We start from the raw sequence: 25,987 nt of genomic DNA, 5'->3' as shown, positions 1-25,987 counted from the left end.
CCGCCGAGCGGATGACGAACGGCTTGATATGACCCACATTTGCCATTCGACCATCGGATCGATCCCAGACGACCGCTGCTCGGTAGGTGCCCCTGCTTTGAGATGTACTGTTAGCCCCGGTCATTGTGGCGCGAGCGGTTTTTATCTGAGAGGGCGGCGGTCAGCATCTTGTAGTGGTAGCTGTCGGGTTCGCCAATCAACGCGTCCAGTCCATGACTATTGTCGGGTTCCGCTTCATAAGAAGCCTCGCCGACTGAACAGCTGAGCGTCGCGATGTCGCGTTCGAGGGACGATGGGATGCCTGCAGCACCGGGTGCGGCCGAAGCGTAACGCTCGAAGTATGAGCGTGTTCTTGTGTCGAGGCCGCCTAGGCGCATGCCAAGGCGACCGCAGGCAGCCTGCGCGACTGAAAATTTATGCTTACCTGTGTCGGCGGCGAGGGCACCGAAAGCTAAGCCTAGCCCAGCTAGGCTGAGTTTTATGTTGTTCGGCTTGAATGGCTCGTTTCGGTCGTCTGCGAGGGACCGTCCGGCGAGCCATATGCTAAGCCCGCTGTCGCCCGCCGCCCCGGCCGCCACGCTCCATTCAAGGAGGATGTCGCGGCGTCCCGCGAAGTTCGGCGCGTGTTCGCGCATCAGCGCCAGCGCCAGGCCTGGCTGCTCGGTCTCGCGGAGAGTTCTGGCGTATCCAGTGAGCAGAAAGGGATCGTCAGGATCGGTGGTGAATAGCGCCTTTGCGATCGCGCGGGCTACGGGCCAACGGGATGGTCCACTGTCAAGGAAATACTTCGTGAGATCCCATTGCCAGCTGTTGATGTCGGAATTCCTTGGACGCCGCTTCAGGAAGTCCAGAAGCGCAGCCCGAGCGAGAAACGGAAACCACTGATCGACGTTATACCCGCTGTCGACCAGCCAGTCGCGCGCGACTTCGGCGATCTTACGATGGCGCGTAAGGATATAAGTTGTCCCGCCATCAACCATCGCTTCGCGACGGAGAGTGCGGAGCGGGCCGTGTTCGAGGTCGACCTCCTCGCACTCGAGGGCGTAGGCGAGGACTGTGCGTGAAAGGTAGAGCTGATTTTCCGCATGCATCGCCGCGATCATGGCATAAATGTCCAGTAGCAACCTGCCGCCAACACCCTCCGCAACTTGCCACGGCGTCATTAGACGAATGACGCGCTCACGAAGCGCCTCGCCTTCGCGAGTGATCAGAAGTGCGCCGAGCAGCGCGCCCTCTTCGCGGTTTGCGGCAAGTTCGCGGGCGTTGTCCAGCAGCACCTTCGCCGCACGTTCGGGTGTCTGGCCGCGCAGCTTCCCCATTGCTTCGTCGCCCCAAGCGGCCCAGCCATCAGCAACGCGACGTGCGTCCATCTCGTCAAGGCCGGCGATCTGGACACGTCGGTAGTCTGCCACGCCATGCCACATACCGTCCTGAAGCCCTCGCAATGTCCAGTCGGCCTCGCGCGCCGCGAGGATCAGGTGCACGTCGGTTCGCGCCCCAAGACCGCGTAGAACGTCGGGTAGCTTGCGGCCGACATTTTCGGCGTCGTCGATTGCGACGATCCAGGCGTGGCCATCCTTGCGCGGCATCAGTTTCGGCCATTCGGCAGGAAGTTCGCCGATCGAACTCTGTCTCCAAAGGCAGCTCCAAGACTGCCCGCCTCGCAGGAGCGCCGCAACGGTCTGCAGCAAGGCGGCCGACTTTCCTTCACCGCCTGCTCCAGTCAACAGGCGCACCAGAGACCGTGGCGCGGCGTGATGCGCCGCCTCGAACCAGCGCACCAAATTGTCCACGACCTGTCGGGGATGAACGCCCTCGGCCGTCGCCACCTCCCAGCGTGGAAAACTGCCATCGAACCAGTCGGACATTTGCTTGGCCGTGGGACGCGTCGCGGTTAGATCTGCTAGCTGGGCGGCGTCGATGATTTGCCAGCCCTCAGGAGGCGACTCGACCGGCGGCTCGAGTGGCCACGGAAAAGGCACTTCGGAAGCCGGCAGCCGACCGGGCAACAGATAGGCAAAGGCGTCCCGCCCTTTAACGCGATAATTGGAGGCGGCGGTATCGCTATCGAAGACATACTCGCGGTGATCGTCGTTCCAACGCTTCGGTTCGACAATTAGCCGACCGGTGTCGAAATTGGCCTCGCCCCACATGATGCCATTGCGCCAAATGGAACTGTCGCCGCCCTGGAAGCCGGAGGGTGCCTGGATCGCGAGCACCGATTGCATCGAGTCGCCCGCACGCTGAGTGCCGGACCGGTGCATATGACCGTGCAGGTAGACGGCGTTCGCCTGTTCGAGGCGCATCCTGATCCGCTCGCCGTCGGACCATTCTTCCTCTCCCATCATGGCGGCGAGCGGGTGGTGGCCGAGGACGATCGTTAAATCTGGCGACGCCTGATGCGCCTTTTTCAGCGCCGCCTCTACCATTGTTTTTCCGGCCGTTAGGTGGCCCCAATCCTTCTCATCGTGACAAAGCCACGCGGTATTGATGCCGACGATGGCGAGACGGCGGCCGCTGATCTCGCGGACAGCGCAGATAGCCCCCATCTCGGACGCCAGCCAGTCGTCGCCCCATGCCCCAACCGACTTTTCGATAGCACGGTAGCTCTCAAACCGCGGAAGTATCATGTCTACGCGCTTTTGGCGACCGTCAGCATCAACCTGCTGGAAAGCTTGCTGTTGATCGATGTCTGTCATCCAGCTGCGCGGATTTCCGGCGCGTTTGCGGTTGACGTCGTGATTGCCTGGAACTGTGAAGATGGGACACCCATCGGGCAAAGCCGCTTGCAGCGGCGTCAGGAACCGTCGTTGTAGGAGCTCGTATTCCGAGGCCGTCCCAGCAAAGGCAAGGTCACCGGTGAAGAACACCAAGTCTGGCTTCTCCAGTCTCCGCCTGACCTCTTCAACGATGGCGTTATACATCCCCTCGCGATGGAACTCTTCGCGCAAGCATTCGTGCACGTCGGAGATATGAAGCCACCGAACCGACAATATTGCCTCCAAAATCTAGTCATAGAGGAACATGCAACATTTTGGATCGCGACGTAAGGCACTCCAATCTGCCATCCGCCGAGGGTGCAACTAATCGGCGGCCAACATTTAGGAGCGGCCAGTCTGAGGCAGTATCCTTATTGTTTGCTCCTGGCGCGAAGCGGCCATTCCGCCTGCCAGCCAAAAGTTTCAGTGTTTCACCCAAAGCCGAAATTCAAACTGAGACACTATCCCCGCCTGCGCGGTTGCGTCTCCGGCCAAATGGCGGCATGTAAGGCGCAAATTCGCCCAGCGCCTACGCGCGCTTTGACTTCCGGAAAGTAAAGAATGACTGCAGCCGTCGCGACGAAACTTGAAGCCGCCGATTGGACGAGTGACGCGAAAGAGGCGCTCGCCGCCGTCGAGGCGCTTTACAAGGACGCGCTCGCCAGCGTGCGCGCCCGCGACTCCCGCGACGGCAAGATCGCCAATGATCTGTTCGAAGCCGATCAGCACGCGGCCCACGGGCTCGCCTGGCTCGCGACCTATGTGCAGGGGCTGCGCGAACTCATCGACTACGCCGAGCGCCTCTCGGCCGAGGGCGCCTATGGCGAGACCGAGGAACTCTTAAATCAGATCGGCTTCGCCGAATTCCTCGCTCAAGTTTACGGCGGCATTCCGATGAGTCAGGGCGAGATCGTCCGGCTCAGCGATTTCGGGCTCACGGGCCAGCAGGTCCTGGCGCGACGTCCTGCCGCCGTCGACCGGCTGATCCTTACCGGCAATACGCCGGCGAACCGCGCCCGCCTCGCCGAACTCATCGACCATCACGCGGCGGCGGAGACCATCGGCGCGTCGGGCCTCGACGAGACGCTCGAGGCGATCCGCAGCGAAATGCGCAAATTCGCCTCCGCCAATGTCACGCCCTATGCGCACGATTGGCACTCGAAAAATGACTACATCCCGCTGGACGTCATCTCCGGCCTCGCCGAGCTTGGCGTCTTCGGCTTGACGATTCCGGAGGAATTTGGCGGCTCCGGCATGGGCAAGATCGCCATGTGCGTCGTCTCCGAGGAATTGTCGCGCGCCTATATCGGCGTCGGCTCGCTCGGCACGCGTTCGGAGATCGCGGCGGAATTGATCCTGGTTGGCGGAACAGAGGCGCAGAAGGAAAAATATCTCCCCAAGATCGCCGCTGGCGACATCCTGCCGACCGCGGTTTTCACCGAGCCCAACAACGGCTCCGACCTCGCGGGGCTGCGCACCCGCGCGACGCTGGAGGGCGGCGTCTACAAGGTTTTCGGCAACAAGACCTGGATCACCCATCCGGTCCGCGCCGATCTGATGACGCTGCTCGTGCGCACCAACCCGAATGAGAAGGGCTACAAGGGCCTCTCCATGCTGCTCGCCGAGAAGCCGCGCGGAACCGACAGCGATCCTTTCCCCGCCAAGGGCATGACCGGCGGCGAGATCGAAGTCCTCGGCTATCGCGGCATGAAGGAGTTCGAGATCGGCTTCGACAATTTCGAAGTGCCGGCTGAAAACCTTCTCGGCGGCGAGGAGGGCAAGGGCTTCAAGCAGCTCATGGAGACCTTCGAGTCGGCCCGCATCCAGACGGCGGCGCGCGCGCTCGGCGTCGCCCAATGCGCCCTCGACCTCGGACTGAAATACGCCAGGGAGCGCATTCAGTTCGGCAAGCCGCTGTTCTCCTTCCCGCGCGTCTTCAACAAGATCGTCTCCATGGCGATCGAGATCCACATCGCCCGCCAGATCACCTATTTCGCCGCACGCGAGAAGGACGAGGGCAAGCGCTGCGATTTGGAAGCCGGCATGGCGAAGCTGCTTGGCGCGCGCGTCGCCTGGGCGGCGGCGGACAACGCCCTGCAGATCCACGGCGGCAACGGCTTCGCGCTCGAATATCCGGTCTCGCGCGTGCTCTGCGACGCCCGCATCCTCAACATCTTCGAGGGCGCGGCGGAGATTCAGGCGCAGGTCATCGCGCGGCGGCTCCTGGAGGGGTAAGGGCGGCGGACGAGAATGGGGAGCGGGGCGAAATGCCGGTCATCTTTCGACAGGACGGCTTTCGCTTCTTTTTCTATTCGAACGAAGGCAGCCCGCTCGAGCCGATCCATGTGCATGTACGAAAAGGCGATGGCGACGCGAAGTTTTGGCTTTCGCCCGTCAGCCTCGCCGCCAGCGATGGTTTCGACGCGCGGACCTTGCGCCAACTAGAGAAAATCGTCCAGGATCGCGCAACCTTCATAGAAAGGGCCTGGCATGAGCATTTCGGCTAAGTCCCTACGCTTTGACGACGATAGCATGTGGGTCGAACTGTCGGATGGACGCACGCTCGGCGTGCCGCTCGTTTGGTTCCCGCGTCTTCTGCATGCGACACGGGCGCAACGACTCGCTTACGAGATCAGCCGCAAAGGGCTGCATTGGGACGAACTCGACGAGGATGTCTCCATCGAAGGGCTGCTCGCCGGCCGCGGCGACGAGACGCGACACACGCCGGTCGCGGCGCAGTAGGCGCGAGTAGCGCTGACGGAACGAACTATTCTTTTTCGCCAAACCCATGACGCGCATCGAGATCGTCTAACAGTTTGATTGCGAAATTCGTCAGCGCTCTGGAATAAACCGGCGGCCGCGCGCATAGTGTTGCTATGCGCGAAACAGATCTCTTTACATCCAGAATTGAGCCTGACCCCCTCTACGCGGAGCGGTATCGTTGGACTGTCTGCGAGGGATCACAGATTCATCTGCGGTCGCCGCATTCCTACGCGACCAAGCGCGAGGCTGAGCAGGAAGCGGATAAGGCTTTGCAAAAGCTTGCGTCCACATGGACGGGCAAGCGCTGACCAGCCAGCGCGACCACGCGACTTCGACGAAGGGTAAATCGCGTTCGACATCGCCCACGGGCGCTCTCGAAGACCTATAGGCGCGCGGCGTTATCTCGGTCGCCAGCCTTTCTTGCGCGAACCCGGCGCCTTACCTTCCGCTCATGAGCAAGCGCGTCTATCGCCTCGTTGACGGCTCACGCGGGCCGCGGCGGGATTTCCGCATCACCGTCGGGCTGCGCGAGGGCTGGGAGGCGGAGGGCCGCGTCTATGACGTTTCCGAAGCGGTGCGCTGCGCGCACGCCTGGATGCGCCGCCGCGTCGAAGCAGGCCAGCCCGCGCTCTCAGGCATGTTCACGCGCGGCGAGGTGACCTACGCCTGGCCCAGGGAGGACGGCACGGTCGGTTCGGACCGCGAGCCGGTCGCGATCCTCACCGGCGAAGCGGTGCACGCCTATCTCGGCGGCCTTCCCGACGCGCAGGTCGAGGCGATGCTGAACGAACTCGCCGGCGAGCTCGGAGCGGCGCTCGGGCAGGAGCGCCTCTATGTCGCCTTCTGCGACAAGACCTGGATTCTCGACTGCGGCGAGGGATAGGCGCGACCCTCTCGCGCGCCGCCGCCCTATTCTAAGAGCGACGCTCTCAACCGGAGGCCCTCATGCTCACGCTCTACTATCACACAGGCGCGTGTTCGCTCGCGCCGCACATTGCGCTCGAATGGATTGGCGAACCCTACGAAACCAAGGCGGTGGAGTTCGGGGACAAGGAATATTTGAAGATCAATCCCGCCGGGGCGGTGCCGGCGCTCGACACCGGCGAAGGCTGGATCCTGACCCAGGCCGCGGCCGTATTGCGCTATCTCGCCGACCGCTATCCGCAGGCCGGGATCGGCGCCGACGGTTCGCCGCGCGACGAGGCCGAGGCCGACCGCTGGTCCTCCTTCATCACCGGCGATCTCCACCCGGCCTTTTTCCCGCTGTTTTTGCCGGACCGCTATACGCGCTCCCGCGAGAAGGAGGAGTTCGACAATGTGCGCGAAGCCGCCAAGGCGCTCGTGCGTAAGAAGTTCGATATCATCGAAGCGCATCTCGCGGATCGCCGCTACATGGTCGGCGACAAGCGTAGCTATCTCGACGCCTATCTCTTCCCGATGGAGCGCTGGGGCGCGTCGCTGCTGGAGGACGGGCTGTCGAAATACGCCAATATTAAGAAACACCACGACATGATGGCGGCGGACGAAGGGGTCAAGCGCGTGCTCGCCGCCGAAGGGGCGTGACGGCCTGCGATGATCGCCTCTTGCGAGCTTGACCGCGACGGCGGCGGGTGAAAGCTTTCGCGCAGCTCGGGAGAGGCTCATGGCTCGATTTGATGGAAAAGTTGCGCTCGTCACCGGCGCGGCAAGAGGTCTCGGCCGGGTGACGGCGCTCGCCTTCGCCCGCGAGGGGGCGAGGGTCACGCTCGCCGATATCGACGAGGCTGGCGGGCGCGAGACTCTCGACATGATCCGCGCCGAAGGCGGCGAGGGGCTCTTCACGCTTGCAGATATGCGGATCGAGCGGGACGTCGAAGCCATGGTCGCGGAGACGGTCAAGGCTTATGGCCGCCTCGACTGCGCGGTGAACAACGCCGGCGTCGTGCGCTTCAAGCCCATCGCCGAGGAGAGCGAGGAGGGCTTCAACTTCCACATCGATGTGAATCTGCGCGGCGTGTTCTTCTGCATGAAGCACGAGATCCGGCAGATGCGCCAAAACGGCGGCGGCGCCATCGTCAACCAGTCTTCAATTACCGGCAGCCTCACCGGCAACCCTGCAGAGGGCGCCTATGCCGCCTCCAAGGGCGGCGTCGACGGTCTGACCAAGACGGTCGCGCTCGAGGTCGCCAAGGACAATATCAGCGTCAACGCCATCTGCGCCTGCGGGATCGACGCACCCGGCGACGTCTTCCATCAATGGATGGAGAAGGAGCACATCAGCCCTGAGCAGGCCGGGAAGCTGTTTCCGATCGGCCGGATGGGCAAGGCCGAGGAGCTGACAGAGGCCGTGCTGTTCCTGTGCTCCGAACAGGCGCGCTTCATCCTTGGCCACCTCCTCGTTGTCGATGGCGGATGGATCGCCCGCTGAAGAGTCACTCTCTGCCCTTGATTCTCCGCCGCGCCTCCCGTAACGTCGGCTGTGAACAAAAGGGCGGAACGCGGAATGCGCGCAATTCTCGTATTTGAAGCGCCGGGGACGGAGCAGGGCTAGGCCCGGCCTCCGCCAATGGCGCTTGACCCAAGGCCCCAAGAGGGCCTTTTTTGTTGCCCGAAGACGAAAAACATCCTAGTCGCCCGCCGCGAGAAGCAAGACGGAAAATGATGATGTCGAAGGAAATGTCCGGCGCCGAAATGGTGGTCGAAGCCCTGAACGACCAGGGCGTGGAGATTCTTTTCGGCTATCCGGGCGGCGCCGTCCTTCCGATCTACGACGTGCTCTTCCAGCAGGAGAAGGTGCAGCACATTCTCGTGCGCCATGAGCAGGGGGCCGCCCATGCCGCGGAGGGCTATGCGCGCTCCTCGGGCAAGGTCGGCGTGCTGCTCGTCACCTCGGGACCTGGCGCCACCAATACGGTGACCGGCCTCACCGACGCGCTGATGGATTCGATCCCGATCGTCTGCATCACCGGGCAGGTGCCGACGCATCTCATCGGCTCAGACGCCTTCCAGGAATGCGACACGGTCGGCATCACCCGCCACTGCACGAAGCACAATTATCTCGTCAAGAACATCGCCGATCTGCCGCGCGTGCTGCACGAAGCCTTTTATGTGGCTTCGTCCGGCCGACCCGGACCCGTGGTCATCGACATTCCCAAGGACGTGCAGTTTGCGCGCGGCGTCTACGCCCCGCCGCGCAGCGCCGCGCACAAGACCTATCATCCCAAGCTCGACGCCGACATGGACGCGATGCAGCAGGCCGTGCGCATGATGGCGGCGGCGAAGCGTCCGATCTTTTACACCGGCGGCGGCGTCATCAATTCCGGACCCGCGGCGTCGACCCTGCTGCGCGAACTCGTCGGCCTGACGGGCTTTCCCATCACCTCGACGCTGATGGGGCTCGGCGCCTATCCGGGGTCGGGCGAAAACTGGCTCGGCATGCTCGGCATGCACGGCACCTGGGAAGCCAATCACGCCATGCATGACTGCGATCTGATGATCGCGGTCGGCGCGCGTTTCGACGACCGCATCACCGGACGTCTCGACGCCTTTTCGCCGGGCTCGAAAAAGATCCACATCGACATCGATCGTTCGTCGATCAACAAGAACGTCAAGGTCGATCTCGCCATCGTCGGCGATTGCGCCCATGTGCTCGAAGCCATGGTGCGCCTGTGGCGCGCCGAGGCGATGAGCGCCGACAAGCAGCCGCTCGACGATTGGTGGGCGAAGATCAACGAGTGGCGGGCGCGCAGATCGCTGGCCTTCCGCAATTCGGAAACGGCGATCAAGCCACAGCATGCGGTGCAGCGGCTCTATGCGCTGACCAAGGATCGTGACGTCTATGTCACCACCGAAGTCGGGCAGCATCAGATGTGGGCCGCCCAGCATTATCATTTCGAAGAGCCGAACCGCTGGATGACCTCGGGCGGGCTCGGCACCATGGGCTATGGCTTGCCGGCGGCGATCGGCGCGCAGCTCGCGCACCCCGGTTCGCTCGTGATCGACATCGCCGGCGAAGCCTCGATCCTGATGTGCATTCAGGAAATGTCGACGGCGATCCAATATCGCCTGCCGGTGAAGATCTTCATCCTCAACAACGAGTATATGGGCATGGTGCGCCAGTGGCAGGAGCTGCTGCATGGCGGGCGCTATTCCCATAGCTATTCCGAGGCGCTTCCCGATTTCGTCAAGCTCGCTGAAGCCTTCGGCGCCAAGGGCATCCGCTGCGCTGATCCCGCGTCGCTCGACGCCGCGATCCAGGAGATGATCGATTATGACGGACCGGTGATCTTCGACTGCGTCGTCGACAAGGTCGAAAATTGCTTCCCGATGATCCCCTCCGGCAAGGCGCATAACGACATGCTGCTCGCCGATCTTTCCGACGACGCTGGGATAGAGATCGGCGCGATCATCGACGAAAAAGGAAAGATGCTCGTTTAGGCAGTCGGGCTTCGGCAGTCGGCAGTCGTAGGAACAACGCCGATTGCTGACTGCCGATCTGCCGATTGCCGAAGGACCGAAATGAACGCCCCCGCTTCTCCGCCATCGCCCTACGCCGCCGCGACGACGAACTCCAAGGTCGAGTCGCATACGCTCTCCGTGCTCGTCGACAATGAGCCCGGCGTCTTGGCGCGCGTCGTCGGGCTGTTTTCCGGCCGCGGCTACAATATTGAGAGCCTTACGGTCGCCGAAGTCGCCCACGCCGAACATCTCTCGCGCATCACCATATTGACCTCCGGCGCGCCGGAGACGATCGACCAGATCCATCATCAGCTCGAGCGACTCGTCCCCGTGCATCAGGTGACCGACCTCACCATGTCGATGCGCTCGCTCGAACGTGAACTCGCCATGGTCAAAGTCAAAGGTCGCGGCGACCACCGCACCTTCGCGCTACAGCTGGCCGAAGCCTTTCGCGCCCGCATCGTCGATGCGACCACGGAGAGCTTCATTTTCGAATTGACGGGCAAACCGCACAAGATTGATGAATTCATCGACCTGATGCGTCCGATCGGGCTCGTCGAGGTCTCCCGCACAGGCGTCGCCGCCATCTCGCGCGGGCCCGATCCGATCTAAGGCGCGAGAATTTTGACCTTGCCCGGCGGCCCGCGTAGAAGGAGCCCGCCAGCGAATTCGACGGCGCGGGGCGCGCCGTTCCCCTACGAGCGCACGCACATCAAGGAAGCAGAGCACATGCGCGTTTATTACGATCGGGACGCCGACATCAATCTGATCAAAGGCAAGAAAGTCGCCATCGTCGGCTACGGCAGCCAAGGCTTCGCGCATGCGCTCAATCTCAAGGAGTCCGGCGTCCAGGAAGTGGCGGTCGCGCTGCGCCCCGGCTCCGCCTCGGCCGCCAAAGCGGAAGGCGCCGGCCTGAAGGTCATGACCGTCGCCGAGGCCTCCAAATGGGCCGACGTCATCATGATGCTAACGCCCGACGAGCTGCAGGGCGAGATCTATGCCAATGAGATGGCGCCGAACCTGAAGCCGGGCGCGCTGCTGCTCTTCGCCCACGGCCTCAACATCCATTTCAACCTGATCGAGCCGCGCAAGGATATCGACGTCGCCATGATCGCGCCGAAAGGCCCGGGCCATACCGTGCGCGGCGAATATCTCAAGGGCGGCGGCGTGCCCTGCCTGATCGCGGTGCATCAGGACGCTTCCGGCAACGCCAAGCAGATTGCGCTGTCCTATGCTGCGGCGATCGGCGGCGGCCGCGCCGGCATCATCGAAACGACCTTTCGCGAAGAATGCGAGACCGATCTTTTCGGCGAGCAGGTCGTGCTCTGCGGCGGTCTCGTGGAATTGATCCGCGCCGGATTCGAGACGCTGGTCGAAGCCGGCTATGCGCCGGAAATGGCGTATTTTGAATGTCTTCATGAAGTGAAGCTGATCGTCGACCTCATCTATGAGGGCGGCATCGCCAATATGAACTATTCCGTGTCGAACACGGCCGAGTACGGCGAATATGTCACCGGTCCGCGCATCATCACCAAGGACACCAAGGCCGAGATGAAGCGTGTGCTTGACGATATTCAATCGGGCAAATTCACGCGCGACTGGATGCTGGAGAATAAAGTCGGCCAGACCTCCTTTAAGGCCACTCGCGCGCGAAATAACGCGCATCCGATCGAAGACGTCGGCCTTCGCCTGCGCGGCATGATGCCCTGGATCGGCAAGAATAAGTTGGTCGACAAGGACCGCAATTAGCGCATAATGATCCCCAAAAAGGCGAGCGCGCATTCGGGTTTGGGCGTTGCCGAGGCGCAGTCGGCGCATCGGGCATCGCCATAGCGGGGGATGAATGCACGGGCCGGGCGGGCGGTCGAGCCAGCTTATCGAGAGCGAAACGCGTCGGCGCGTACATGAGATTGTACGGAGCCGCATGACGTACGACGTCTCGACATTGGTCGAACATTTCGTCGAAGACGTCGAGTTGAACTACAGCTGCTCCCGACTTGGCGTGCTTCCCCCGGGACAATGGCGCGGGCGCGATGCGCTGCGCGCGCATTTGCGTCGCGTCGATATCGATTATGAACCGCTCGACGCGGAAATTCTCGCGGTTCTCGTCGAAGGCGACAATACGGTGGTACGATGGATCAGCAGTTGGCGCCACCGCGCCACCGGCCACATCCATCGCATGGACATGGCGCATTTTCTGCGCTGGCGGAACGGACTCGTTTCGGAAATGCACGAGTTCAGGGATCAGCGTTGCGTTGCGCGCGGCGCCGATTTCGTGCTGCAAAGCCTCGACGACATTCTCAATCCCCGCAGCCCGGGACTGGCGCGCGATGAAATGGCGCGCCGGCTGATCGCCATGGGCAGTTTCTCCCGCAGCCCCGACATCGCCCTGATCCGTAAGCTGTGCTCGCCCGACGTCGTGTGCGAATTCGTTGGCGACCGCACGACGGTTTCGCACGCCGGACGACATCGCGGCGTAGAGGCGCTGATCAATATCGTGCGCAGCATCGAGGTCGAATTCGAGCAACTCGGAACCGCTATGCCCGAGGTCATCGTCGACGGCGCCGCCGCCGCTGCGCGTCGAATCGTCGAATGGCGTCATCGCGGCACAGGCCGTTGCGGCCAAGTTCAGCTTGCCGACTTCGTGCGCTTCGAAGACGGCCGCATCGTCGAGATCGTCGAGTTTCGCGACAGCATGGCGCTTCTGCAGATGCAGGCGTAACGAAGCGCCGTGACGCTCACGGCTGGGAAGGGGTGAGGCTCCCGACGGCAAGTTTTAACTTTTTTCCCCAAAGCGATGATTTCCGTCGTGAGACCGAGCGGAGCGATGGCCGGGATCCCATGTTCGGAGATTATTCCAGCTTCATCAAAGCGTTGGACTGGACGATCGAGGAGGGAATACTGCTCACCTCAAGGTTTTTCGCCGATCTGCGATCGTTCTTCATTCATCGTGATCGGTCGGCGCTTCTTGATGAGGCGGTTGTAACTTTATAGGATGCGTCATTCGCATTTTTCATAAAGAGTTCACGAGGAGCAGCAATTTTTTCCTTACGGAGCATGGTATAGAGCGCCCGAAGCAGCTTTCACTTTTTCGAGTTTCTTGAGACAATATCATCGAATTTCCGCTGAATGACCTATCCCTTTTTCTTAGGCTTAGCTTTATGAAACGTATTCAGAATCCCGCTGCGACCGAACATTATCGGCCCGACATAGAAGGGCTTCGCGCAATCGCTGTCCTTGCTGTAATCGCGAACCATTTCAATAGGAATTGGGCGCCTAGCGGTTATCTAGGGGTCGATATATTTTTCGTTATATCCGGCTTCGTCATCACGTCGTCTTTGGCCAGATCAGATTCAAAAACGATAAAAGAGTTTCTCACCTCGTTTTACGTCAGACGAGTTAAGCGACTGCTGCCCGCGCTCTTAGTTTGCATTATCATCTCGTCAGCACTTACATTAATCATTGTCGGAAATCAACAAGCTTCAATCAGAACCGCCATAGCAGCTATATTTGGGGTATCAAATCTGTATTTATTGAGGCAGTCAACAGATTACTTCGCGGCGTCGGCAGAAACAAACGTCTTTTTGCATACGTGGTCGCTTGGAGTTGAAGAGCAGTTCTATTTCGTTTTTCCGTTACTAGTTTGGTTTGAACTTAAATTTCTTAACAATTTTAGGCTTTTTATAGCTACAATTTGTGCGATTTCGGTTGTCTCATTATTTGGGTTTGCTTATTATTATTTCAGCGATAATCCAATAGCCTACTTTCTAACACTGACGCGCTGGTGGGAGCTGGGCGCGGGTTGCCTATTGGTGGCGTGCCAGCCCAGATTTTGGATTCCGGACAGAGTCGCGTCGAAGCTTTATAGTCTTCTGCTTCCAGTCTTGATAATTCTTCTCTTCTCCCCACAGCGGTATGGATTGATTGCTGCGATCTTGGTTGTGGCCGTGTCGGCAGCAATTATTGCATTTTCGACCCCTAACAATATCGCTTTTAAATTTTTAACTCAGAAGAAGATACAATTTATTGGCTCTATTTCTTATTCTCTATATCTATGGCACTGGGTAGTGATCAGCTTGGCCAGATGGACCATGCCTACAAACTTGGCTACAGTGGCCTTTCAGGTGATAATCATTTTTGGCGTCGCGATCATCTCCTATGAGTATGTTGAAAACCCGCTGCGTAGGCATCAATGGGCCCGCCATAAGACATCCGTATTAGCATACGGCTTAGCGGGATCGTGTGTCACAGCTGCGCTTCTCCTTACAGTCTCGATAACTCTCGGTAAATATATAGACATAATCCATCGTAGCGTGAATCCAGCAGTGTTTGAAGATTTAAAGCTGGTTCAATACGACCTAAAATGCCATCTCCCCGGCGTCGAAGATCCAATTGCATCGTGCCTAACTAAAAGTAATGCTTCAAAAAGGCATATATTTATAATCGGCGACAGCCACGCAAGCAACCACGTACCTAGTATAACAGAAGTGTCTGACAAGTTGGGTTTATTTGAGGTATCGTACTTGGTTGAGTGGGGATTTATCCAAGATCTGTCTGGGAAAGAATGCAGGCCGCCGCGTAATTGCATTAAAGATAGTCTAGCAAGGCATATTGCGTTCTTCGACCGCACTCTGAGGCCCGGAGATATCGTAGTTTTCTCTTGGGCTCGCGATCGTGTCGATCAACGTGGGCCGCTCCCGCGGGAGCCTGACACTGCCGCATTGAGTTTTTTGAGAGAAAAGCTTGGTCTCTTACGGACGGTAGTCAAAAATAGAAATGCAATTCTGCTGCTCGTGGACGATATTCCGAAGATATGCGATGGGTCAGTCGTTTTTGAGATTGACATCGCACAGCGAGGAAATCTGGGTATATGCAAGACAACAGTAGAGACGTCTGAAGAAGATCGAATTGGATTAACAAGGCTATATAAGTCAATTACAGATAATTTTGTATTTTATGTTGATCCGCACGGAGAGCTATGCAGGGCAGGAATCTGTAGTCTTGGCCTGGAAGGGGCATCGAACCTGATCTATGCAGACACTAGTCCTCATTTTCTACCCTCTATGTCTCGTCTTCTGGTTGGATTTTGGGAAAGGCAATTGACGATGCCTTCGCTCAATAATGCGAACATCTGGACGCCGCCCCAAGCGCCAGGGGCGGTTGATCCGGGGCTCGCTGAGGTCAGCGAGGCGCCTGCCTCGGCCTCGGGGAGGGGCGACCGATGAGAGATCGCGGGAGGGCGTCCGCTCCCGTTTGGCCGGCCGGGGAGCCGATGAGTAAGGTCAGAGGCTGGGGAGCGCGTGAGCAAACCTCGTTGACGCCGATCATGTGATCGCAGCATCACAGGACGATTGACCACGTCATACAACTGAGCGAAACGGCGACCCGCCTGTGACCATCGAAATTGCGGAGATTGATCGCCTCGAATGTCGCCTTGTCGATCATCGATGGGGCTTCGTTGAGGAGCGCGCCGCCGAGATCGAGCGCCATTGGGAGGAGCGCCGACGCGCCAATCCGGCGCTCTACGACGGCTCGGCGCTGCTCGCCTGTCGCGTCGAGCGGACGACGGGCGAAGATGGCGCGCGCATCTTGCGCATGGCGTTCTTCGAGACGCCTTTCTCGAGCTTTCTTGCCTGGCGAGAATTCGGTTGGCCCGACCAAGCCGTATATAATTGCTTCTCGATGCCGGCGGCGCGCGCGCGCGACGGCGCCTATCTTCTCGGGGAAATGGGGCCAAGCCACTCATTCGCCGGCCAGCTCTATTTTCCCTGCGGCACCCCCGACCCTTCCGACGTCGTCTCGGGCGGCCGCGTCGATCTCGCCGGCAGTCTCGTGCGCGAGCTCGCCGAAGAGACGGGCCTCGCCGCCTCGGACGCGCAAGCGTCGGCCGGCTGGACGGCGATATTCGATCGCCAGCGTGTCGCCTGTATTAAGAGGTTGGATTTCGACGCGCCGTCGCACGCCCTCCTCGCCAGGGTGAAAGCCTTTATCGCAGCCGAAAGCGCGCCCGAACTCGCGGACGCGCATATGGTTTCGAGCTTGACGGCGCTTGCCGACCCGCGCCTGCCCGCATTCATGGTCGCGTATCTTTCGCGCGCCCTTGCCGGCGCGGATGAAATTCCGCGCCGCGCGGGTTAGATTTGCGCCAATGACTCGACCGCAACACTTCGGCGTCGTCCTTCCAGCTCCGCAAGCGCTGAATGACGAGCGCGCTTTGGCCGTGCGCGCCGCCCTGAACGGCAGGGCCATCGTGCTTGTCGGCATGATGGGCTCCGGCAAGAGCGCCATCGGCCAGAGGCTTGCCGTGCGACTCGGCCTTCCCTTCGTCGACGCGGACGCTGAGATCGTCGCCGCGGCGGCCGGCATGTCCATTCCCGAGATTTTCGCCAAATATGGCGAGCGCTATTTTCGCGACGGCGAGAGGCGGGTCATCATGCGCCTGCTGAACGGCGGCCCGGTCGTGCTCGCCACCGGCGGCGGCGCGTTTCTCGACCCTCGCACGCGCGACCGCATCGCCGAGCGGGGCGTATCGGTGTGGCTTGACGCCGATCTGAAGACCCTGCTGAAGCGCGTGCGCCGTAAAAACGATCGTCCCCTGCTGCAGACGGAGGATCCGGAGGAGACGCTGCGCCAGTTACTGGAGGCGCGGCGCCCCCTATACGAACTCGCCGATCTTCGTGTCGAGTCGCGCGAAGTTCCGCAGGATGCGATGGTGGATGATACGCTCGCCGTTCTCGCTGCAGGCTTGCCGATGTTGGAAGACTTGCGACAGCGGGCGCAAAGCAGAGGTTTCGCCAAGGCCATGACGCATCTGTATCCCGCGCGCGCGGAAGGCGACGCCCGCCGCCAGGAAATTGTCCGGGTCGCGCTGGGCGGACGCTCCTACGACATCATCATCGGCGACGGGCTGCTGCAGCGCGCCGGCGATTATATTGCGGAAATCGCGCCGGGAGCGGCGTGCGCCATCATCACGGACGAGAATGTCGCTCGACTGCATCTACCGACAGTTGAGCAGAGTCTGAAGGACGCCGGCCTGCGTGCGACGACCATCATCGTTCCGCCTGGCGAGGCGTCAAAATCGCTTTCGGTTTATGGCCGCGTCTGCGACGATGTGCTGGCCGCGAGGATCGAACGGCGCGATCTGATCGTCGCGCTCGGCGGCGGCGTCGTCGGCGACCTCGCCGGATTCGTCGCCGCGAGCGTGCGGCGCGGCTCGCGCTTCGTGCAAATTCCGACGACGTTGCTGTCGCAGGTCGATTCTTCGGTCGGCGGCAAGACCGGGATCAATTCGCGTCACGGCAAGAATCTGATCGGCGCCTTTCACCAGCCCGCGCTGGTTCTCGCCGACGTCGACTCGCTGCGGACATTGCCGCTGCGCGAGTTCCGCGCCGGCTACGCCGAAGTCGTGAAATATGGCCTGATCGGCGACGCCCGGTTCTTCGATTGGCTCGACGCCGACTCGGACGCGGTGTTCCATAGTCAGGCGGAACAGATTTGCGCCGTCGCGGTGAGCTGCGAGACCAAGGCGACGATCGTCGCGCGCGACGAAACGGAGCAGGGCGAACGGGCGCTGCTCAATCTCGGCCACACATTCGGCCACGCCTTCGAGCGCCTGACCGGTTACGACAGCGCCCGCCTGGTTCACGGCGAGGGCGTTGCGATCGGCATGGCTTGCGCCGCGCGCTTCTCCGCGCGCCGCGGTCTGTGCGCCGAGGCGGCGGCGGAGCGCGTCGAACGCCATCTGAAGGGCGTCGGTCTGCCAACGAAGATCCACGACATTCCGGGTTGGCGCGACGACGCCCAGGCCATTCTCGACGCCATGTATCAGGACAAGAAGGTCGAGCGCGGCGCGCTGACCTTCATTCTCTTGCGCGGCATCGGCCAGGCGTTCATTGCAAAATCCGTCGACGCCAATGAGGTGCTCGGCTTTCTCAAAGACGAGCTAAAGCGGACATAGCGCCATGCATGGGCTCGAATCCGGCGCGCCGCAGGTCGACATATGGACTGCGGTTGGCATCGTCATCGTTTGCGTGTTCCTGTCGGCGGTCTTTGCTGGGTCGGAGACGGCGCTCACCGCCGCGTCGCACGCCCGGATGCACTCGCTGGAAAAAGAGGGCGATAAGCGCGCCGCCGCCGTCAATCGGCTGCTGCGGCAGCGCAATCGCATGATCGCCGCGCTGTTGCTTGGCGGCACCCTCGTCAACATCGGCGGCTCCGCTTTCACCACGAGCGTGCTGGTCGTTGTCGCGGGCGACAATGGGGCGGTGTATGCGACCGTCATCATGACCGTGCTGCTGCTCGTCTTCGCCGAGGTTCTGCCAAAAACGCTGGCGATCAACCATCCCGACGAAACTTCGCTGCGCGTCGCGAAGTTTATTGCGCCCTTCGTGCGAGTCGTCGGGCCGCTCCTCGCGGGCGTCGAATATATCGTGCGCACGGTGCTCGCGTTGGCGGGCGTCGAGGTCGGCCATGGCCGAACGGTTCGCTCGCCCTATGACGAGCTAAAGAGCGCCGTCGATATTCTGCATGACGAGGGCAATGTCGAGCGCGCCGCGCGCGACATGTTCGGCGGCGTCCTCGATTTGCAGGTGCTGCATGTTTCGGACGTCATGATCCACCGCACCAAAATGCGCACGATCGACGCGGATCTGCCGCCGGCCCAGATCGTGCGCGAGGTGCTGTCGTCGCCCTTCACCCGCATGCCGCTCTGGCGCGAGCGACCGGATAATTTCGTCGGCGTCCTGCATTCGAAGGACATGCTGCGGGCGCTGAACGCCGCAGGCGGCGACGCCTCCAAGCTCGATGTCGGCGTGGTGATGTTCGCCCCATGGTTTGTGCCTGAGGCGACTACGCTCGAGGATCAGCTCGAAGCCTTCCTCAAGCGCAAGACGCATTTCGCCTTGGTCGTCGACGAATATGGCGAGGTGATGGGACTCGTCACGCTTGAAGACATTCTCGAAGAGATTGTCGGCGATATACGCGATGAACATGATCTCGCGGTGCAGGGCGTGCGTCCGCAGCCTGACGGGTCGGTGTTGGTCGACGGCGCCGTGCCGGTGCGCGATCTCAATCGCGTCATGGCGTGGGATCTGCCCGATGAGGAGGCGACAACGATCGCGGGCCTCGTGATCCACGAGGCGGGGGCGATTCCGGAAGCGGGACAGGTGTTCACCTATCACGGCTTCCGTTTCGAGGTGATGCGCAAGATCAGGAATCGCGTTACCGCCCTGCGGGTGACGCCGCAGCAAGCCGCGTGACGAAACGCGCAGAGGACCGATTCTTAAATTTCGGCGGACAATTCGGCTTGCAGGCCTTCGGCGCGATACGAGAGCCTGACGTCGCCGCCCATCTGGCGCGCGAGCACATTGGTGATCAGGAAATGCCCGACTCCCGTTTGCTCCGGGCTTTCGACCTTTGGTCCCCCCATTTCTGTCCAATTCAAGATGAGACGCGGGCGATCCTCTTCACGATCGATACGCCAGCTGATCGCGATTCGGCCGTCGTCATCGGACAGCGCTCCGTGCTGCTCGGCGTTGGCGAGCAGTTCGTTTATGGTCAGACCCAGGGCGGAGGCGACCGCTGAGCGCAATTCCACGTCTTCGCCCGACAGTGAGATGCGGTCGGCGTAGTCGTGGCTGCCACAAGACAGCGCGATCATGAGCAGGTCTTTGAGCGGCGTTCGTTCCCAAGAGGTCTGCACGAGCAGCGTGGAGATGCGGCTCAGACACTGCACGCGGTGAGAAAAGCCTTGCTGAAAGCTCGAAAAGTCCTGCGCCGTGCGCGCCGTAATATTGGCGATTCCCTGGATCATCGCCAGTGAATTGTTCACCCGGTGATGCAGCTCGCGATTCATCATCTGATTGTGCATCTCCGTGTTCTTGATGTCGTCGATGTCGGTAATGGCGACGATCGCGCCGATAACGGAGCCCTTGTCGTCGCGGATCGGCGCGCCGACGATGTTAATCCAAATGTATGCGCCGTCGCCGCGCTCGATCTTGCACTCGAGCTGCGGATGGTTCTCCCCAGCAAGGGCGCGCGCGAGCGGATATTGCTCATTCGCGACCGGTTGGCCGTCCTGATGAATGGCGTGCCATTCGGAATAGGCTTGGGTGCTTTCCGAGTAGCGAACAGGGCGACGCAGAATCGTTTCAATGACGTGATTGCCCTCGACGATTCGTCCGCTTGGGGCTTCGGCGATGATGATTCCGACCGGTACGGCGTCAAGCAGCGCGCGCAGTTGCAGATTTGCCCCGGCGCGGCTGACGATCGTCGAGCTTTTCATCAGTAAATCATTCAGCTCGGACACCCTCTTGCGCTTTTCGCGCAGGCGCTCGTCCATGTCCTGAATGCTATGCGCGATCGCATCGACCTCGGGAACTCCGGTGTCGCTCCAATGCGAGGCGCCGCGCGCTTCCACGGCCAGAGTCAATTCGGCGAGTTCATGTTGCGCCCGTTGCGCCTCCCGACGCTGTCTCACCAGACAGAAAATCACCGCAAGCGTCATCGCCAGCGCGACGGCGAGCGCGCCAACGGCCAGGCGCCAGACCTCGGCGATGTTTGCCGCGCCCTCCGCGGCGCGGGCGCCGGACGTCATCGCCAGGAAGAGCGCCGGCGCAGCCCGTAGGGCGGCGACCCCCTGCGCCCGCGCATCCGCTTTGGCCGTCGCCGACACGGGCGGCGACCGCCGGGCTGAGTGACCGTCACGGCCTTGCGTCATTACGCTGCCAAATTCTCCGGACCTGCAGGGCGTAACCGTCAGATAGCGCGAATTTTCAGTCGCGCATCCCATGTGAAGTCTTGGCCTGTCAAACCGCGCGGGAGGGTCGGCGCGCTGCGAGGTCCGATACGGTGGGATCGGTGTCAATGTCGCTTGGCGTGAGCAGGCCCAGATGCTCGGCAAGCTTGGCGCGCGCGCGGTTCAACCGGCTCTTGACCGTGCCAATGGCGACGCCGCAAATCTCCGCCGCTTCGTCGTAGGAGAGCTCGGTGATCCCGATCAGCAACAGAATTTCCTTGTGTTCGGGGGCGAGCTTATCCAGAGCCGCCTGAACGTCCGTAAGCGTGAGCGCCGACTCCTGCCCGCCTTTCACAGGGATCTGCTGGGCCAGGAGATTGTCGCTGTCCTGCACTTCGCGCGAGCGTTTCCGATAGCTGGAAAAATAGGTATTGCGCAGAATGGTCACGAGCCAGGCGCGCAGATTGGTGTTTGGCTGAAAGGAGTCGGCGTGCGACCAGGCCTTGACCAGAGTGTCCTGGACCAGGTCGTCGGCGAGGCTGTGTGATCCGCAAAGCGAAATGGCGAAGGCGCGCAGATAGGGCATCTGCGCCACCATCTGATCTCCGAAGGCCTCGTCGCTCATTTCTTTTCGCGCTGTTTGGCTTCCAGCTTGGCCAGCAGCACAGTGAACTTGTCTGGAATGGGTTGGTGGATCAGATCGTCGCAATAGGCGCGAAATACTCGCCCGAGCTGAGCTTGAACCTTTGGGTCTAGCGCAACGCCGTCCGCTTGGCAGCCGTCAGCATCCTGGGAGCCGTCAGCATCCGCCTCCTCCCGACCTCCAGCCTTTTTGTTCAAGTTCGGTTCCGCGTCGCGGGAGGGGCCATCGTTGTCGTGAGGATTTTCGCGTTGGCTCATTCTCGACCCCGAGTCCGCCTCGAGACTGGCCGCCTCTACCCGGGGCGGCCGAGCGACGACCTCCCTTGTTGGAACGCGTAAGAACACTAATTGTTCCGCAATTGCAAGCGAGGAACATTGCGAAATATCAACCGGCGCTTGAATTGACTTGGGCGTTCGACGCCATAGGATGAAGACATGAACCTCTCCCGGGAAATTGCGGTGCACCTGCCTTACCTCCGCCGTTTTGCGAGGGCGCTTTGCGGCTCGCAAAAGAGCGGCGACGCTTACGTCGTCGCCACGCTCGAGGCGCTGGTGGCGGATCCGGATGCATTTCCACCGAATATGTCGCCCAAAGTCGGGCTTTACCACCTCTTCATGACGTCGTGGTCGTCGATCCGGCTGAATACCGAAGCAGCGCCCGATGACGAGATATCCGCCGCACAGCGGAATATCAGCTTGCTGACGCCGCGGTCGCGACAGGCCTTTTTGCTGCGCACGGTCGAAGGCTTTTCGGTAGCGGACGCCGCCGCCATCCTGGGCGCGACGGAAGAAGAGGTCGAAGCGCTCGTGACGGAGGCCGGCCGGGAAATCGCCGAACGCGTCGCGACGGACGTGCTCATCATCGAGGATGAATCGCTCATTGCGCAGGACATCGAGTTCATCGCGCGCGATCTGGGCCATCGCATCATTGGCGTCGCCCGCACCCATCAGGAGGCCGTGGAGCTCGCGGCGCGCAAGCGGCCGGGGCTGATTCTCGCGGACATTCAGCTCGCCGACGGCAGTTCTGGTCTGAACGCCGTCAACGAAATGCTTGAAAGTTTCGACGCCCCGGTGATTTTCATAACTGCATTTCCCGAACGCCTGCTGACCGGCGAGCGGCCCGAGCCGGCGTTTCTCATCAGCAAGCCCTACAAGGTCGATACGGTCAAGGCGACGATCAGCCAAGCGCTGTTCTTCGAGCGTAAGGCGTCTCGCGCGGCGTAGCGCTCGCCGCGCAATACCCCATCAGCGACGCCCAAGTTTCACGAAAAGGCAGTTTCAAAGCTGCAGTCTAGCTGTTTCGGCGCGCCATATAAGACACGCGCATCAGGGCTCCGCTGAGCCGCTCGAGAAGAGCCTTCGTCGGTGTCGGCGCGCTCGAGCCGAGGGGGCTCTCAGGCCGTGAACAGTCAAGCTATAGCGCCAAACGCGGCTGCAGAGGCGCCGCGGCCTGCTCGGGCGCGTTGGCGCGAGTTCTGCGCCCTTGCTCTGCGATTCTGGGTTGGCGAGACCCGCCGACGGGCATGGACTCTGACGGGGTTGGTCGCTCTTTGCATTGCGCTGCAGCTAGGGGCGCAGCTCAGCATCAATGAATGGAACCGCAAGTTTTTCGACGCGCTCGCGAGCAAGAACGTCGAAGCGTTGAGCTGGGCGACGATCCTGTTGCCCGCCCTCGTCGCATTCAGCGGCCTCGCCATTAGCGGAACGCTCGTCGCGCGCATGACCTTGCAGATGCGCTGGCGAGAATGGCTCACTGAAAAACTCGCCGGCTGGTGGCTCGAGGACCAACGCTACTACCGTCTCGAGATCGCCGCAGCCGAGCAGACCTCGCCGGAATATCGAATCTCCAAGGACGTGCAACTTGCCGTTGAGCCGCTGGTCGAATTCGCCGTCGGCTTTTTGACCGCGCTGGCGACGGCGTTGGCCTTCGTCGGGGTTCTCTGGACCGTTGGCGGCGCCCTGGAGCTTAATCTGTTTGGCGCGCGCCTCGTGTTGCCGGGATATCTCGGCTTCGCCGCAGTGGTTTATGCGCCGATCGCCGGCGGCCTCGCCTACTTCGCCGGACGTCCCCTCGTTCCGGCCGTTGCGCAGAAGAACGAGGCTGAAGCGCAGTTCCTCGCCGAACTCACACGGCTGAAGGAGAACGCGGAAAGCATTGCGCTCATACGTGGCGACGCCGACGAATTGAGTTCTGTCCTGCAGAACTATCGACGCGTCGTCGCCGCCTGGATACGCCAGATCCATCGCAACGGGGTGATCGCCACGGTGCAGAGCGCCAATGGCGCGCTGACGCCGCTGATTCCGCTCGTGCTCGTCGCGCCCAAATATCTCTCGGGCGCTCTGACGCTCGGCGCGGTCATGCAGCTTACCGCCGCCTTCGTCTCGGTGCAGATCGCCTTCAACTGGTTCATCGACAATTCGGTGCGCGTCGCAGAGTGGATGGCCTCAGCCAACCGGGTCGACGAACTCGCAGAAGCGCTCGAGAGTCTGGATGTCGCCGTCATCATGGAGGAGAAGGAGTTCATCGATTTCGGCGTCAGCGACGACGACACGATTCACCTGGAGGATCTCGCGGTCGCGCATCGCAATGGACGAATCGTGATTGCTGGCGCGAACGTTGTCATTCCCACCGGCGAAAAGCTGTTGGTGTCGGGGCCGAGCGGCACGGGAAAGAGCACGCTTATTCGCGCCCTCGCCGGATTATGGCCGTGGGGCTCGGGACGCATCCTCTTGCCGAAAGACGCCCACATCGCCTTTGTGCCGCAGAAGCCGTACGTCCCTCTGGGCACGCTTCGTCAGGCGATGCTCTATTCAATTTCCGACAAGGAAATCACCGACGATATGATCGAAGGCGCGATGCGGCGATGCGGCCTGGGTTATCTCGTCAAGCATCTCGACGAAGAGCAGCGCTGGGACCAAATGCTTTCCGGCGGCGAGCGGCAGCGAACGGCCTTTGTTCGGCTCTTGCTGGAAAGGCCGCAGATCATCATCATGGATGAGGCGACGTCGGCGCTCGACGAAGAGAGCCAGGTTTCGATGCTGCGCCTGTTCAATGAAGATCTCGCCGGCGCGACGGTGATCAGCGTCGGCCATCGCGTTGGTATGGAAGATTTTCACGACAAGAAACTCGTTCTTGAGCGCCGCGCCGCCGGCGCGCATATCACGAGCCGCAAGCTGCAAAAATCCCTGTGGCACTTGTTCGACGACGCTGCGCCTTATTGATTTTTTTGGCGCGGGGCGTTTGCCGCGCATGTATCCTCAACTGTGCCCAACGATCCATATATTGGGCTTCCCAAAGAACCTATCGTTTGCTCTGCGTCGATGAGCAGATGCGACATGCGTTTGAGCGGCGCAGATTTCTTTGACCCTTTGGGAGGATCAGATATGCAAGTCGCTTACAATGGAACAGCGCCTTCGGTCGCGCCGATGGGCATGGTCGCCGATCAGATGTTTGCGCCGCAAGGCTTCATCGGCGGCGCGCTCGGCAGCGCGCTGGGCGGATTGGGCGGCGGCGCGCTTGGCCGCGCCCTGGGCAACCAGAATCTCGGTCGGCAGATCGGCAGCGTCGCGGGCGGCGTGCTCGGCGGCTTGCTGCCGTTCGACGCCGGCCCGCAGGCTTACGCCGGAACCTATTACGTCCCGCAGACGGCCGCGCCAGGGTTCGCCCCGCAGGGAATCGTCGGCGACGCGCTCGGTGCAATTGGCGCGCCGCTCGGCGGCTTCATCGGCGGCCGCTTCGGCAACGCCGGACTAGGTCAGACGATCGGCGGCACGGTGGGCGGTCTCGCTCAGCGTTTCCTGCCGTTCGAGGCCGGCCCGCAGCAAGCCTACCCCGGGACGTATTATGTCCCGCAAACGGCCGCGCCTGGATTTGCGCCGCAGGGAATCGTCGGCGACGCGCTTGGGGCGATCGGCGCGCCGCTCGGCGGCTTCATCGGCGGCCGCTTCGGCAACGCCGGACTGGGTCAAACGATCGGCGGCACGGTGGGCGGACTGGCCCAGCGCTTCCTGCCGTTCGACGCCGGCCCGCAGCAGGCCTACGCCGGAACGTATTATGTCCCGCAAACGGCCGCGCCTGGATTCGCCCCGCAGGGAATCGTCGGCGACGCGCTCGGCGCGATCGGGGCGCCGCTCGGCGGCTTCATCGGCGGCCGCTTCGGCAACGCTGGACTGGGGCAGACGATCGGCGGCACGGTGGGTGGTCTCGCTCAGCGCTTCCTGCCGTTCGAGGCGGAGCCGGTTTTCGTTCCGCAGGGCTTCATCGGCGATGCGCTCGGCGCGGTCGGGGGCCGGGTTGGCAACTGGATCGGCGGACGCTTCGGCAACGCCGGCGCTGGCCAGACGGTTGGCAATGTGGTGGGCGGACTGGCCCAGCGCTTCCTGCCGTTCGAAGCTGGCCCACAGGCTGGAACTTATTATGTCCCGCAAACGGCCGCGCCTGGGTTCGCCCCGCAGGGGATCGTCGGCGACGCGCTCGGCGCAATTGGCGCGCCGCTTGGCGGCTTCATCGGCGGCCGCTTCGGCAACGCCGGACTCGGCCAGACGATCGGCGGCACGGTGGGCGGACTGGCCCAGCGCTTCCTGCCATTCGAAGCAGGCCCGCAGCCCGTCTACTACGTGCCGCAGATGCAGGCGCCGATGTATGGCTGAC

The 25,987-nt window shown here is 61.6% G+C and carries 21 protein-coding genes; 17 read left to right on the top strand and 4 right to left on the bottom strand.

Annotated features, from left to right (window positions below):
- Nucleotides 1-110: 110 nt before the first annotated feature.
- Nucleotides 111-2,993, bottom strand: coding sequence for a metallophosphoesterase family protein (locus ACR65W_RS18610; RefSeq protein WP_434499455.1), 2,883 nt, complete (start codon nucleotides 2,991-2,993; stop codon nucleotides 111-113).
- Between the two features lie 327 nt (nucleotides 2,994-3,320).
- On the opposite strand from ACR65W_RS18610, the gene ACR65W_RS18605 reads away from it, so the two are divergent.
- The 14 genes from ACR65W_RS18605 (at nucleotide 3,321) to ACR65W_RS18540 (ending at nucleotide 19,216) form a co-directional block, all read left to right on the top strand.
- A complete protein-coding gene (locus tag ACR65W_RS18605; protein WP_434499454.1) occupies nucleotides 3,321-4,994 on the top strand; it encodes an acyl-CoA dehydrogenase family protein in 1,674 nt (557 codons plus the stop codon).
- Between the two features lie 32 nt (nucleotides 4,995-5,026).
- Nucleotides 5,027-5,266, top strand: a complete 240-nt coding sequence (locus ACR65W_RS18600; RefSeq protein ID WP_434499453.1) for a DUF4160 domain-containing protein — start codon at nucleotides 5,027-5,029, stop codon at nucleotides 5,264-5,266.
- Nucleotides 5,250-5,501 (top strand): DUF2442 domain-containing protein, encoded by a 252-nt coding sequence (locus ACR65W_RS18595; protein ID WP_434499452.1) that lies wholly within the window; start codon nucleotides 5,250-5,252, stop codon nucleotides 5,499-5,501. The genes ACR65W_RS18600 and ACR65W_RS18595 overlap by 17 nt, the downstream gene beginning before the upstream one ends.
- Before the next feature lie 472 nt (nucleotides 5,502-5,973).
- Nucleotides 5,974-6,405, top strand: a complete 432-nt coding sequence (locus ACR65W_RS18590) for a hypothetical protein (protein WP_434499451.1) — start codon at nucleotides 5,974-5,976, stop codon at nucleotides 6,403-6,405.
- Nucleotides 6,406-6,467: 62 nt separating this feature from the next.
- Nucleotides 6,468-7,085, top strand: a complete 618-nt coding sequence (locus ACR65W_RS18585; protein ID WP_434499450.1) for a glutathione S-transferase family protein — start codon at nucleotides 6,468-6,470, stop codon at nucleotides 7,083-7,085.
- A gap of 79 nt (nucleotides 7,086-7,164) precedes the next feature.
- Complete coding sequence (locus tag ACR65W_RS18580) at nucleotides 7,165-7,929, top strand: glucose 1-dehydrogenase (RefSeq protein WP_434499449.1); 765 nt, start codon at nucleotides 7,165-7,167, stop codon at nucleotides 7,927-7,929.
- Nucleotides 7,930-8,165: 236 nt separating this feature from the next.
- On the top strand, nucleotides 8,166-9,938 hold the full coding sequence (locus tag ACR65W_RS18575) for an acetolactate synthase 3 large subunit (protein WP_434499448.1): 1,773 nt from the start codon (nucleotides 8,166-8,168) through the stop codon (nucleotides 9,936-9,938).
- 81 nt (nucleotides 9,939-10,019) lie between these two features.
- A complete protein-coding gene (gene ilvN, locus ACR65W_RS18570) occupies nucleotides 10,020-10,571 on the top strand; it encodes an acetolactate synthase small subunit (RefSeq protein WP_123174283.1) in 552 nt (183 codons plus the stop codon).
- Between the two features lie 117 nt (nucleotides 10,572-10,688).
- Nucleotides 10,689-11,708, top strand: coding sequence for a ketol-acid reductoisomerase (ilvC, locus tag ACR65W_RS18565; RefSeq protein WP_434499463.1), 1,020 nt, complete (start codon nucleotides 10,689-10,691; stop codon nucleotides 11,706-11,708).
- Between the two features lie 175 nt (nucleotides 11,709-11,883).
- Nucleotides 11,884-12,681 (top strand): nuclear transport factor 2 family protein, encoded by a 798-nt coding sequence (locus ACR65W_RS18560; protein ID WP_434499447.1) that lies wholly within the window; start codon nucleotides 11,884-11,886, stop codon nucleotides 12,679-12,681.
- A gap of 439 nt (nucleotides 12,682-13,120) precedes the next feature.
- The gene (locus ACR65W_RS18555) at nucleotides 13,121-15,184 is read left to right on the top strand and encodes an acyltransferase family protein (protein ID WP_434499446.1); all 2,064 of its coding nucleotides are present in this window, start codon (nucleotides 13,121-13,123) and stop codon (nucleotides 15,182-15,184) included.
- A gap of 166 nt (nucleotides 15,185-15,350) precedes the next feature.
- Nucleotides 15,351-16,097: an NUDIX hydrolase gene (locus ACR65W_RS18550; RefSeq protein ID WP_434499445.1), complete on the top strand. Its 747-nt coding sequence runs from the start codon at nucleotides 15,351-15,353 to the stop codon at nucleotides 16,095-16,097.
- Between the two features lie 10 nt (nucleotides 16,098-16,107).
- Nucleotides 16,108-17,916, top strand: coding sequence for a 3-dehydroquinate synthase (aroB, locus tag ACR65W_RS18545; RefSeq protein WP_434499444.1), 1,809 nt, complete (start codon nucleotides 16,108-16,110; stop codon nucleotides 17,914-17,916).
- 4 nt (nucleotides 17,917-17,920) lie between these two features.
- Nucleotides 17,921-19,216, top strand: coding sequence for an HlyC/CorC family transporter (locus tag ACR65W_RS18540; protein WP_434499443.1), 1,296 nt, complete (start codon nucleotides 17,921-17,923; stop codon nucleotides 19,214-19,216).
- A gap of 23 nt (nucleotides 19,217-19,239) precedes the next feature.
- On the opposite strand, the gene ACR65W_RS18535 is transcribed toward ACR65W_RS18540, so the two are convergent.
- The 3 genes from ACR65W_RS18535 to ACR65W_RS18525 form a co-directional block, all read right to left on the bottom strand.
- Nucleotides 19,240-20,631: an HWE histidine kinase domain-containing protein gene (locus tag ACR65W_RS18535; RefSeq protein ID WP_434499442.1), complete on the bottom strand. Its 1,392-nt coding sequence runs from the start codon at nucleotides 20,629-20,631 to the stop codon at nucleotides 19,240-19,242.
- Between the two features lie 133 nt (nucleotides 20,632-20,764).
- Entirely contained in the window at nucleotides 20,765-21,319 is a 555-nt protein-coding gene (locus ACR65W_RS18530) for a sigma-70 family RNA polymerase sigma factor (protein WP_014891409.1), read from the bottom strand.
- On the bottom strand, nucleotides 21,316-21,594 hold the full coding sequence (locus ACR65W_RS18525; protein WP_434499441.1) for a NepR family anti-sigma factor: 279 nt from the start codon (nucleotides 21,592-21,594) through the stop codon (nucleotides 21,316-21,318). Before ACR65W_RS18525 ends, ACR65W_RS18530 begins: the two co-directional genes overlap by 4 nt.
- A gap of 177 nt (nucleotides 21,595-21,771) precedes the next feature.
- Here ACR65W_RS18525 and ACR65W_RS18520 point away from each other — a divergent pair, with 177 nt between their 5' ends.
- The 3 genes from ACR65W_RS18520 (at nucleotide 21,772) to ACR65W_RS18510 (ending at nucleotide 25,986) form a co-directional block, all read left to right on the top strand.
- Nucleotides 21,772-22,560 (top strand): response regulator, encoded by a 789-nt coding sequence (locus ACR65W_RS18520; RefSeq protein ID WP_434497619.1) that lies wholly within the window; start codon nucleotides 21,772-21,774, stop codon nucleotides 22,558-22,560.
- A gap of 141 nt (nucleotides 22,561-22,701) precedes the next feature.
- Nucleotides 22,702-24,558, top strand: a complete 1,857-nt coding sequence (locus ACR65W_RS18515) for an ABC transporter ATP-binding protein/permease (RefSeq protein WP_434502995.1) — start codon at nucleotides 22,702-22,704, stop codon at nucleotides 24,556-24,558.
- Nucleotides 24,559-24,720: 162 nt separating this feature from the next.
- Entirely contained in the window at nucleotides 24,721-25,986 is a 1,266-nt protein-coding gene (locus ACR65W_RS18510) for a hypothetical protein (RefSeq protein WP_434502993.1), read from the top strand.
- Nucleotide 25,987 lies beyond the last annotated feature (1 nt).

Source organism: Methylocystis sp., assembly GCF_051062815.1.
Lineage (GTDB): Bacteria > Pseudomonadota > Alphaproteobacteria > Rhizobiales > Beijerinckiaceae > Methylocystis.
Note: the sequence above shows the minus strand (reverse complement) of the source record. Positions and strands in the feature narration are given on the sequence as shown.